Origin of the sequence: Stenotrophomonas sp. Sm6012 (assembly GCF_030985895.1) — a bacterium.
GTDB classification, from domain to species: domain Bacteria; phylum Pseudomonadota; class Gammaproteobacteria; order Xanthomonadales; family Xanthomonadaceae; genus Stenotrophomonas; species Stenotrophomonas forensis.
On the sequence record NZ_JAPTFX010000152.1, the window covers coordinates 1 to 11168 of the forward strand.

Consider the following 11168-nt stretch of genomic DNA (forward strand, 5'->3'; position numbering starts at 1 on the left):
GCCGCATGGATGCGGCGACCGAGCTTACATGGACGTACTTGCAGCGGCCCCCGCAACCGGACCCACCCCGCCATCCCACCGAATGCACGCTGTTGCTGTTGCTGTTGCTGTTGCCTTGGCCTCGGCGGGTGCAGGGCTGCAAGCCCTGCCGGACACCTCTCAACGCCTGGGGGCGAGCTGCTCGAGCAGTTCCCAGGACTTCAGGCCTCGCGCCCCCAGATGATGGGCCAGTACCCGCCGCATCGGCAGGCGTAGGCTGGCCAGGTCGGCCGCGTCAGGCTCTTCATCGGCCGCGAGTGCCAGCAGCGCCGAGCCCGTGGCCGCCGCCTGGCGCTCGCCGCCACGCTCGCTCAGCAACCGTTGCGGCCCTTCCTGCGGGTCCAATGCATAGCGTGCAGCCGGGTCGATCGGCTGGCCGTCGCTGGCGCTGTCCAGTTCGAAACCCAGGCCCAGCGCGGACAGCAGCTCGCGTTCGAAGCGGCGCAACGTCCAGGCCAGACCCGCGCCCACCGCCAGCCGCGCGCGCGCTTCACCGTAGGCGAGGTACAGCTCCGGCAACGGGTCCTGGCGTGGCGCCAGGCGCAGGGTCAGTTCACTCAGGTAGAAACCAGCCAGCATTGCCTGGCCAACCAATCGCGGCGCGGCATCCAGTGCCTCCGCAGCGCGCAGCTGCGCCAGCTCGCCGCGCTGCTGGGCACTGAAACGGATCCACTGCAACGGCTGCAGGGCGGCGCGCAGCACCTGCCCCTTCGCCGTTGAAACACCGCGCGCGAGCAGGCCGATGCGGCCATGCTGCGCGCTCAATACCTCGACCAGCAGGCTGGTCTCGCGATAGGCCCGTGCATGCAGCACGAAGCCGGTGTCGTCCTCGATCATCATCGAAGCGACCGGGTCGGCTTACTCGTAGCCGAAGGCCTTCAGCGCGGCCTCGTCATCGGACCAGCCTTCACGCACGCGCACCCAGGTTTCCAGGAATACCTTGGCCCCGAACAGGCGCTCCATCTGCAGGCGGGACTTGGCACCGATCTCCTTCAGGCGCGCACCGCCCTTGCCGATCACGATGGCCTTCTGGCCTTCGCGCTCGACCCAGATCACCGCACCGATGCGCAGCAGGTTGCCGTCTTCGGTGAAGCGCTCGATCTCCACCGTGGTGGCGTACGGCAGTTCTTCGCCGAGCTGGCGCATCAGTTGCTCGCGCACCAGTTCGCCAGCCAGGAAACGCTGGCTGCGGTCGGTGATCTCGTCCTCGCCGAACATCGGCGGGGCTTCCGGCAGCAGCTTCAGCACGTCGCGCACCAGCGCTTCCAGGCCATTGCGCTTCTGCGCGGAGATCGGGTGCACGGCGGCGAAATCGCGGCCTTCGGTCACCTGCTGCAGGAACGGCAGCAGCGCGCCCTTTTCCTTCAGGCGATCGATCTTGTTGACCACCAGCACCACCGGGATGCCGGCATCGCGCAGCACGTTGAAGGCCAGGCTGTCTTCTTCGTCCCAGCGCCCGGCTTCGATCACCAGCAGGCCGGCGTCGACGCCTTCCAGCGAGCCACGCGCGGCGCGGTTCATCACCCGGTTCATCGCCCGCTTCTGCACCTTGTGCAGGCCGGGAGTATCAACCAGCACCAGCTGGCCTTCCGGATACGTGGCGATGCCCAGCAGGCGATGGCGCGTGGTCTGTGGGCGGTTGGAGACGATGCTGACCTTGGCGCCGACCAGGGCATTGGTCAGGGTCGACTTGCCCACGTTCGGGCGGCCGATGACGGCCACGCTGCCGCAATGATGGGGAGTTTGTTCGCTCACTTGGAATCCAGTTGTTCTAGGACGGCCGCAGCCGCCTGTTGTTCGGCAAGCCGCCGCGAGGCGCCTTCGCCCTCGGTGCTGGCGGCCGGGTCAGCTACGTTGCAGCGTACCCGGAAGTGTTTGGCGTGGTCGTCACCGGATTCTGACACCAGTTCGTACTGCGGCAACGCCTTCTGCCGGGCCTGCAGCCATTCCTGCAGGCGGGTCTTGGGGTCCTTCTCGGGCCGGCCGGAGGCCGGCAGTGCCTCGATCGAAGCGCTGAACCAGGGCAGTACCACCGCCCGGCAGGCCTCGAAGCCGGCATCCAGGTAGATCGCGGCCACCACGGCTTCCACCGCATCGGCCAGGATCGAGTCGCGGCGATGACCGCCGGACTTCATTTCGCCAGGGCCCAGCGTCAGCCGCTCGCCCAGCTCCAGGCTGCGCCCGATCACCGCCAGCGCGCCTTCACGCACCAGCTCGGCGCGGGCACGGGTCATCGCGCCTTCGTCGGCCTTGGGCCAGCGCCGGTACAACGCCTCGGCCGCCATCATGTTGACGATGCTGTCGCCGAGGAACTCCAGGCGCTCGTTGTGGGGCGCACCCGCACTGCGATGGGTCAGCGCCTGCTTGAGCAGGGCCGCATCGCGGAAGGGATGACCGATCAGGTCGCCACGTTGGATGAATTTACTGGGCACCGCTTCGTGTCAGGTCCTGGGAAGAATCAAAATTGCCAACCACATCGAGGTTGCCGATCAGCGGACGACGTACTTCGTAGTTGACCTTGAGGGTCCAGCCGTTGTCGCGACGATCGAACTTCACATTGGCCGGCTTCACGTTGTCCGAGTAGTTGATGTACAGGCGCTTGAAGAACAGGTCCTGGATGCGGGCCGGTTCCATGTTGCCCACGCCCGGCTCGTTGGCCAGGCTCTTCATCGCCGAGCGCACCGCGTAGTACTCCTGGTACATCGGGAACAGCTTCATGCCGATGTAGAGGAAGAAGCCAACCACGATCAGGACCGTCAGGAACGAGGTCAGGGTCATGCCGCGCTGCGTGTTCATCGTCTTCATTGCGTTCTCCCCAGATACGCGTTGGATGTGAAAATACTCGGTTGATGCCCGATCAGTTGATGCTCGAGCCGATCCGCGACGGCTCGAAGCCATCCTTGCAGAACCAGCCCTGGCAGTTCAGCCAGATCAGGAAGGCCTTGCCGCGCAGGTTTTCCTCCGGCAGCAGGCCCCAGAAACGGCCATCGTCGCTGTTGTCACGGTTGTCGCCCATCACCAGGTACTTGCCGGCCGGCACGGTCCACTGGCCCTGGCCACGCGGATAGTCGGTCTCCAGCACGGTGTGGGTGCGGCCCGGCAGGTGCTCGACCAGCAGGTTGGCGCCCTCGCCCTGGCCCTTGTGGCCGGCATAGATGCCCTTGTTGTCGTACTTCAGCGGCTCGCCGTTGAGGATCACGCCGTCGCCTTCGAAGACGATGGTGTCACCCGGCACGCCGATCACGCGCTTGATGAAGTTCTCGCCCTTGGCCGGGTCGTTGTCGCTGTGGCCGGGGAAGTGGAACACCACCACGTCGCCGCGCGACGGCTCGCCGAACGGCACGATCTTGGTGTTGCTGATCGGCAGGCGCAGGCCGTAGGAGAACTTGTTGACCAGGATGAAGTCGCCGATCAGCAGGTTCGGCATCATCGAGCTGGACGGGATCTTGTACGGCTCGGCGATGAAGCTGCGCACGATCAGCACGATCGCCAGCACCGGGAAGAACGCACGCGAGTAGTCCACCAGCACCGGCTCGGAATCGAGCAGGCCCGCGCGCTGGGCGCGGCGCTTGGCGAGGTACAGCTTGTCCGCGAGCAGGATCAGGCCCGAGGCCAGGGTCAGCACGACCAGGAGGATCTCAAACAGTTTCATTCAGGGTCCTTTGCAACGTCACCAGACGACCGGCCCGCAGGGGCCGGTGCGGGCTTACTTGTTGTCCATCTGCAGCACGGCCAGGAACGCTTCCTGCGGGATTTCCACGCGGCCGACCTGCTTCATGCGCTTCTTGCCTTCCTTCTGCTTTTCCAGAAGCTTCTTCTTGCGCGAAACGTCGCCACCATAGCACTTGGCCAGCACGTTCTTGCGCATGGCCTTGACCGTGGTACGGGCGATGATCTGCGAGCCGACCGCGGCCTGGATGGCCACGTCGAACATCTGGCGCGGGATCAGGTCCTTCATCTTCTCGCACAGCTCGCGGCCGCGGCGATCGGCATGGCTGCGGTGCACGATCAGCGACAACGCATCGACCTTGTCGCCGTTGATCAGCACGTCCACACGCACGAACGGGCCGGCGTCGAAACGCACGAAGTGGTAGTCCAGCGAGGCATAGCCACGGCTGACCGACTTCAGCTTGTCGAAGAAGTCCAGCACCACTTCGGCCATCGGCAGCTCGTAGCTGATCTGCACCTGGCTGCCCAGGTAGTTGATGCCGATCTGGCTGCCGCGCTTTTCCTCGCACAGCTTGATGATGTTGCCGATGTACTCCTCGGGGGTGAGCACGTTGGCACGGATGATCGGCTCGCGGATCTCCTCGACCTGGTTCACCGGCGGCAGCTTGGCCGGGTTGTCCATGTTGATGATCGAGCCATCGGTCTTCAGCACCTCATACACCACCGTCGGCGCGGTGCTGATCAGGTCCAGGTTGTATTCGCGCTCCAGGCGCTCCTGCACGATCTCCATGTGCAGCATGCCGAGGAAGCCGCAGCGGAAGCCGAAGCCCATCGCCTCGGAGCTTTCCGGCTCGAAACGCAGCGCGGCATCGTTCAGGCGCAGCTTGTCCAGCGCTTCGCGCAGGTCCGGGTAATCCTCGGCATCGACCGGGAACAGGCCAGCGAACACGCGCGGCTGCATTTCCTGGAAGCCCGGCAGCGGCTTCGGCGCCGGGTCGCCGGCCAGGGTCAGGGTGTCGCCGACCGGCGCGCCGTGCACGTCCTTGATGCTGGCGGTGACCCAGCCCACTTCACCGGCACGCAGCGCCGGCAGCACCTTGCGCTTCGGCGTGAACACGCCGACGTTGTCGACCTGGTGGTTGCGGCCGGTGGACATCACCTGCAGCTTGTCGCCGGGCTTGATCTCGCCCTGCATCACGCGCACCAGCGAGACCACGCCCAGGTAGTTGTCGAACCACGAGTCGATGATCAGCGCCTGCAGCTTCTCGGTGTCGCGCGGCGTCGGCGGCGGGATGCGGTGCACGATCGCTTCCAGCACGTCCTGCACGTTCAGGCCGGTCTTGGCGCTGACCGGCACGGCGTCGGAGGCGTCGATGCCGATCACGGCCTCGATTTCGGCCTTGGCGCGTTCGATGTCGGCGGTGGGCAGGTCGATCTTGTTGATCACCGGCACCACTTCCAGGCCCTGCTCCACCGCGGTGTAGCAGTTGGCCACCGACTGCGCTTCCACGCCCTGGGCGGCATCGACGACCAGCAGCGCGCCCTCGCAGGCGGCCAGCGAGCGGCTGACTTCATAGGAGAAGTCGACGTGGCCCGGGGTATCGATGAAATTCAGGTGGTAGGTCTGCCCGTCCTTGGCCAGGTACGGCAGCGACACCGACTGCGCCTTGATCGTGATGCCACGCTCGCGCTCGATCGGGTTGGAGTCGAGCACCTGCGCTTCCATCTCACGGGCCTGCAGGCCACCGCAGAGCTGGATGATGCGGTCGGCCAGCGTGGACTTGCCGTGGTCGACATGGGCAATGATGGAGAAGTTGCGGATGTTCCGCATCGAATCAGAAGACATAGGTGGCGGCGGCGCGCGGCGTCGTCAGGGTAACGGTCGATTATCGCATGCCCGGCGCCTCGCCGCGAAAACCGCCTCGTCGGGCCGGCCCGGAACGGCCGAAGCCCCGCCGGGGGGGGGCTGCGGGGCAGATGGCAGCCGCCGCCGCAGCGGCCCGGGCAGGCCTTACTGGCCTGCCTTCACCGCCACGAACGCGCTGTTGCCGTTGCCGGTACGCACCAGCAGCATCACCACATCGTCCTTCTTGTAGCTGGACAGCGCGCGGTTGAGGCCATCCACGCTGCCAACCGCGGTGCGCCCGACCTGCAGGATCACCATGCCCGGAGACAGGCCGGCATCACGCGCCGCCTGGCCCTTGACCCCGGTGATGCGCACGCCCTCGTTGCCGTCCAGGCCGAACTGCTTGCGCTGCGGCGCGGTCAGGTCGCTGACGTCCAAGCCCAGCAGGGCATTGGCCCCGGCCTGCGGCGCCGCATCGGGCTTGGCCGTGGCGGCGGCGCGGGCACTGCCCTGGCCATCTTCACTGAGCGCGGTGAGCGTTGCGCTGAGGTCGCGCGGCTTGCCATCGCGGATCACGCCGAGGGTGACCCGGCTGCCCGGCGCCATCGCACCGATCAGCGGCGGCAGGTCCGACCAGCTGTTGACCGGGCTGCCGTTGACCGAGCGCACCACGTCGCCGATCTGCACGCCGGCCTTTTCGGCCGCACTGCCGGGCACGATCTGGTTGACCAGTGCACCGCGGCTATCCGGCAGGCCCAGGCCCTGGGCCTTCAGCGAATCGATCGGTTCGACCACCGCGCCCAGCTGGCCACGGGTGACCTTGCCACTCTTCTTGATCTGCTCGACCGCGCTCATCGCCAGGTCGATCGGGATCGCGAAGCTGATGCCCATGTAGCCGCCGGAGGCGGAGAAGATCTGCGAGTTGATGCCGACCACTTCGCCGCGGGTGTTCAGCAGCGGGCCGCCGGAGTTGCCCTGGTTGATCGCCACGTCGGTCTGGATGAACGGTACGTAGCGCTGGTCGGCGCCACCGGTGCTGCGGCCCAGCGCACTGACGATGCCCGCGGTGACCGAGTGATCGAGACCGAACGGCGAGCCGATCGCGACAACCCACTGGCCCGGCTTCAGGGTGTTGGAATCCCCCACGCGCACGGTCGGCAGGTTCTTGCCGTCGATCTTCAGCAGGGCCACGTCGTACTGCTGGTCGCTGCCCACCACCTTGGCGTTGAACTCGCGGCTGTCGCCCAGCTTCACCTTCACCTCGCTGGCATCGGCCACCACGTGGTAATTGGTCAGCACATAACCGTCGGGCGAGATGATGAATCCCGAGCCCATGCCGCGGCCCTTGATGCTGGGACCGCCATCCTGCCCACCCGGGCCCTGCCCCGGCATCGGGAAGTCCGGGCCGAAGAAGCGGCGGAAGAACTCGGGCATGTCATCGTCGCCACCCATCGGGCCCCGCGAGGCCTGGCGGTTGTTGCGCACGATGGTGGTGTCGACGTTGACCACGCCCGGCCCGACCTGTTCGACCAGGTGGGTGAAGTCAGGCAGGCCGGTGACCAGCGGCTGCGCGGGCGCCCGCGGCGCCGCGGCCGGCGCGGGCTGGGTCTGCGCCACAGGCGCCGGCGCCTGTGCGCAGGCCATCAAGGGAAGGGTCAGGGCCAACAGGCCGATGGCCTGCGTGCGGAGTCGGGGAGTCATCGGACGGCAACCTCCGGATCGGGTGGAAAGAGGAATATGGGCCCCGCCGACGGCGGGGCGTGAAAGCGCCCGGCTCAGTCGCGCGGGCGCGGCGGCACCGGCAGGTCATCCTGCAGGCGCGGCTCGAACGGGTAGAACGCAGCACCACCGGCGTGGGCCGGGAAGCTGGCATTGAGCGCGCCACCGCCAGCGGGGGCCAGGCTGGAGCGGGGCCACGGCCGCGCCTGCAGTGCTCCCACCTCGCCAAACGGCAGGTTGCGGCTGGCGTTGGCCGGCACCGTCGGGGTCAGCGGCGCCTGCACGGAGGCCACCGCTCGCTGCGGGCTGTCATCACGCTGGGCGATGCGCGCGGCCTGCTGGCTGCGGGTCGCGCTGGCGCGACGGCTGTCCTGGCGGCGGCTGGCGGCGGCCATTGCCACCGCCGGCGCAGCCGCCACGGCCATAGCAGCGGTATCCACCGACGCCTCGGTGACCGGCGACTGGCCGCTCGGCGCAGGCGCCAGTTCAGCCTGGCTGGCGATCACCTGCGGTGCCAGCGGCTCGCCGGGGGCGGCCTCCTGCAGCTTCTCGCCGCCCATGAACAGGGCCACGGCAGCGACCGAGGCGGCCAATGCGGCACCACCGCCCCAGGCCCGCCAACCGCTGCGACGCGCCTGGCGGCGCGGCTCGGCCTGCGGTGCCGGTTCGGCGGCGATGGCAGCGGACACGGCGGCACTGAAGCCGGCCGGGGCCAGCGCCGGGGCCTGCCCGCGCATCACGTCGCCCAGCAGCTGCCAGCGTTCCTGGCAACCCGCCAGCTCCGGATCATGCTCCATGCGGCGCAACAGGAAGCGCGCTTCATCGGCGCCCAGCTCGCCGTCGACCAGGGCCGACAGCTGTTCGCGGTGGCGCTGGTCCAGGCGCTGCCCGGCAGGGGATTGATGGTTCTGCGATTCGTTGAACGGATTACTGGTCAGATTGCTGGTCATACGCGGCTCTTCTCACGGGTGGCGCTGCCGATGTCCAACAGCGGCCGGAGTTCGGTGTCGATCGCCTCGCGCGCCCGGAAGATCCGTGAACGCACGGTGCCGATCGGGCACCCCATCTTCTGCGCGATATCCTCGTAGCTCAGGCCTTCCACCTCGCGCAGGGTGATCGCCAACCGGAGTTCCTCCGGCAGCGCGTTGACGGCCTTCATCACCGTCTGTTCCAGCTCCTGGCGCATCAACTCGCGTTCGGGCGTGTCGGTGTCGCGCAGGCGCGTGCCGCTGTCGAACTGTTCGGCGTCGCCGATGTCGATGTCATCGGTCGGCGGCCGTCGATTGTGTGAAGCCAGGTAGTTTTTGGCGGTATTCACGGCGATTCGATGCAACCAGGTTGAGAACTGGGCATCACCACGGAAACTTCCGATCGCGCGGTACGCACGGATGAAAGTGTCCTGGGCGACGTCCTGACATTCGCTCCAGTCGGCGATGTAGCGACCGACGAGGGCCACGACCCGATGCTGGTACTTGCGCACCAGGACATCGAACGCCGCGCTCTCACCGCGCTGCACACGCCGGACCAGTTCCAGATCCAGATCCTGTGGTGTATCAACCTCGGCCATGAGGGGCCGCACTCCTGTCAGCCCAACCGACGTCGGGCAATGAGACTGCCAATCCCGGGAAAAGTTCAGTCGCCGATCACCTGGCGCCGCACCAGCTTTTAACCACCGTTCCGTTAGCGTCCCGGTCCACGGCCATGGATCCGGGGTCGCCACTCCCCTGCTATTGGGATTTGACGCGGGGGAAACAACCTCTGGATCATAGCCGCTTCTCCATACACAACCGGATGGAACGTCCATGCTTTCAGGCTTCGATGGTCTCCGCTTCAGCCACTGGCACCCCGAGATCCGCGACGACGGCGTGGTGGTTCTCTCCCTGGATCGTCAGGACAGCAGCGTCAACGCGATGTCGCAGGACGTGCTGCTGGAACTGGGCGACCTGCTTGAGCGCATCGCGCTGGACCCGCCGAAGGGCGTGGTGATCCAGTCGCTGAAGAAGGCCGGCTTCATCGCTGGCGCGGACCTGAAGGAATTCCAGGAATTCGACCGCCGCGGCACCGTCAACGATGCGATCCGCCGCGGCCAGGCCACCTACCAGAAGCTGGCCGAGCTGCCCTGCCCGACCGTGGCGGCCATCCACGGCCACTGCCTGGGCGGCGGTACCGAGCTGGCGCTGGCCTGCCGCTACCGCGTGGCCTCCAATGACACCAGCACCCGCATCGGCCTGCCGGAAACCCAGCTGGGCATCTTCCCGGGCTGGGGCGGCAGCGCGCGCCTGCCGCAGCTGGTGGGCGCCCCGGCGGCGATGGACATGATGCTGACCGGCCGTACCCTGTCGGCCTCGGCGGCACGCGGTATCGGCCTGGTCGACAAGGTGGTGGCCCCGGCGGTCGTGCTCGACACCGCCGTCGCGCTGGCGCTGTCCGGCACCACCCGTCCGTTCAAGCAGCGTGCGCTGGCCTGGGCCACCAATACCTGGCCGGCACGCCAGCTGCTGGCGCCGCAGATGGTCAAGCAGGTCGCGCGCAAGGCGAAGAAGGACCAGTACCCGGCGCCGTACGCGCTGATCAGCACCTGGCAGCGCAGCGGCGGCAAGCCGATCCAGGCGCGCCTGGATGCCGAACGCCGCGCCGTGGTGAAGCTGGCCAGCACGCCGACCGCGCGCAACCTGATCCGCATCTTCTTCCTGACCGAGCGCCTGAAGGGCCTGGGCGGCGGCGATTCCGGCATCCGCCACGTGCACGTGGTCGGCGCCGGCGTGATGGGCGGCGACATCGCTGCGTGGGCCGCCTACAAGGGCTTCGAAGTGACCCTGCAGGACCGCGAGCAGCGCTTCATCGACCCGGCCATGGAGCGTGCGCAGGCACTGTTCGCCAAGAAGGTGCGCGACGACAGCAAGCGCCCGGCGGTGGCCGCGCGCCTGCGTGCCGACCTGGACGGCCACGGCGTGGCCGAGGCCGATCTGGTGATCGAGGCCATCATCGAGAACCCGGAGGCCAAGCGTGCGCTGTACCAGACGCTGGAGCCGAAGATGAAGCACGACGCGTTGCTGACCACCAACACCTCCTCGATTCCGCTGGTGGAACTGCGCGACCACATCCAGCGCCCGGCGCAGTTCGCCGGCCTGCACTACTTCAACCCGGTGGCGCAGATGCCGCTGGTGGAAATCATCCATCACGACGGCATGGCGCCGGAGACCGAGCGCCGCCTGGCCGCGTTCTGCAAGGCACTGGGCAAATTCCCGGTGCCGGTGGCCGGCAGCCCGGGCTTCCTGGTCAACCGCGTGCTGTTCCCGTACATGCTGGAAGCGGCCACCGCGTATGCCGAAGGCATTCCGGGCCCGGTGATCGACAAGGCCGCGGTGAAGTTCGGCATGCCGATGGGCCCGATCGAACTGATCGACACCGTTGGCCTGGACGTGGCCGCCGGTGTCGGCCGTGAACTGGCGCCGTTCCTCGGCCTGCAGATTCCGGCTGCGCTGCAGACGGTGGAACCGGACAAGCGCGGCAAGAAGGATGGCCAGGGCATCTACACCTGGGAGAACGGCAAGCCGAAGAAGCCGGACGTAGCCAGCGATTACCAGGCCCCGGCCGACCTGGAAGACCGCCTGATCCTGCCGCTGCTGAACGAAGCAGTGGCCTGCCTGCACGAAGGCGTGGTGGCCGATGCGGACCTGCTGGATGCCGGCGTGATCTTCGGTACCGGTTTCGCACCGTTCCGCGGCGGTCCGATCCAGCACATCCGTGCGGTGGGTGCCGATGCGATCGTCGAGCGGCTGAAGGCGTTGCAGCAGCGCCATGGCGATCGTTTCGCCCCGCGCCCGGGCTGGGACAACCCCGCCCTGCGCGAACCGGTGGTGTGAGTTGATCGGCCGGGGCTGCGGCCCGGCAC

At 67.5% G+C, this 11168-nt stretch carries 10 protein-coding genes; 1 reads left to right on the forward strand and 9 read right to left on the reverse strand.

All coding sequences use genetic code 11. The features are described from left to right. Positions 1-159: 159 nt before the first annotated feature. The 9 genes from recO to rpoE all read right to left on the reverse strand — a co-directional run bounded on the left by recO (position 160) and on the right by rpoE (position 8840). Positions 160-879: a DNA repair protein RecO gene (recO, locus tag O0J73_RS19065; protein ID WP_197564754.1), complete on the reverse strand. Its 720-nt coding sequence runs from the start codon at positions 877-879 to the stop codon at positions 160-162. Between the two features lie 18 nt (positions 880-897). Next, entirely contained in the window at positions 898-1794 is an 897-nt protein-coding gene (gene era, locus O0J73_RS19070) for a GTPase Era (protein ID WP_005410599.1), read from the reverse strand. After that, on the reverse strand, positions 1791-2471 hold the full coding sequence (gene rnc, locus O0J73_RS19075) for a ribonuclease III (protein WP_008267764.1): 681 nt from the start codon (positions 2469-2471) through the stop codon (positions 1791-1793). The genes era and rnc overlap by 4 nt, the downstream gene beginning before the upstream one ends. After that, positions 2461-2844, reverse strand: coding sequence for a DUF4845 domain-containing protein (locus O0J73_RS19080; RefSeq protein ID WP_006462472.1), 384 nt, complete (start codon positions 2842-2844; stop codon positions 2461-2463). Before O0J73_RS19080 ends, rnc begins: the two co-directional genes overlap by 11 nt. Positions 2845-2896: 52 nt before the next feature. Beyond that, entirely contained in the window at positions 2897-3691 is a 795-nt protein-coding gene (gene lepB, locus O0J73_RS19085) for a signal peptidase I (protein ID WP_006462474.1), read from the reverse strand. A gap of 54 nt (positions 3692-3745) precedes the next feature. Further along, the gene (lepA, locus tag O0J73_RS19090) at positions 3746-5539 is read right to left on the reverse strand and encodes a translation elongation factor 4 (RefSeq protein ID WP_040007303.1); all 1794 of its coding nucleotides are present in this window, start codon (positions 5537-5539) and stop codon (positions 3746-3748) included. A gap of 180 nt (positions 5540-5719) precedes the next feature. After that, the gene (locus O0J73_RS19095) at positions 5720-7255 is read right to left on the reverse strand and encodes a DegQ family serine endoprotease (protein ID WP_197564753.1); all 1536 of its coding nucleotides are present in this window, start codon (positions 7253-7255) and stop codon (positions 5720-5722) included. A gap of 74 nt (positions 7256-7329) precedes the next feature. Next, positions 7330-8211, reverse strand: coding sequence for a sigma-E factor negative regulatory protein (locus tag O0J73_RS19100; RefSeq protein ID WP_308309389.1), 882 nt, complete (start codon positions 8209-8211; stop codon positions 7330-7332). An 8-nt stretch (positions 8212-8219) separates the two neighbouring features. Beyond that, complete coding sequence (rpoE, locus tag O0J73_RS19105; protein ID WP_308309387.1) at positions 8220-8840, reverse strand: RNA polymerase sigma factor RpoE; 621 nt, start codon at positions 8838-8840, stop codon at positions 8220-8222. A 235-nt stretch (positions 8841-9075) separates the two neighbouring features. Between rpoE and O0J73_RS19110 the strand changes: the two genes are divergently transcribed. After that, positions 9076-11139: a 3-hydroxyacyl-CoA dehydrogenase NAD-binding domain-containing protein gene (locus tag O0J73_RS19110; RefSeq protein ID WP_308309388.1), complete on the forward strand. Its 2064-nt coding sequence runs from the start codon at positions 9076-9078 to the stop codon at positions 11137-11139. Positions 11140-11168: the final 29 nt, after the last annotated feature.

Coding starts and splice junctions, on each gene's coding strand:
- recO (WP_197564754.1), bottom strand. CDS start 879: ATGATGATCGAGGACGACACCGGCTTCGTGCTGCATGCACGGGCCTAT.
- O0J73_RS19080 (WP_006462472.1), bottom strand. CDS start 2,844: ATGAAGACGATGAACACGCAGCGCGGCATGACCCTGACCTCGTTCCTG.
- lepB (WP_006462474.1), bottom strand. CDS start 3,691: ATGAAACTGTTTGAGATCCTCCTGGTCGTGCTGACCCTGGCCTCGGGC.
- lepA (WP_040007303.1), bottom strand. CDS start 5,539: ATGCGGAACATCCGCAACTTCTCCATCATTGCCCATGTCGACCACGGC.
- O0J73_RS19095 (WP_197564753.1), bottom strand. CDS start 7,255: ATGACTCCCCGACTCCGCACGCAGGCCATCGGCCTGTTGGCCCTGACC.
- rpoE (WP_308309387.1), bottom strand. CDS start 8,840: ATGGCCGAGGTTGATACACCACAGGATCTGGATCTGGAACTGGTCCGG.
- O0J73_RS19110 (WP_308309388.1), top strand. CDS start 9,076: ATGCTTTCAGGCTTCGATGGTCTCCGCTTCAGCCACTGGCACCCCGAG.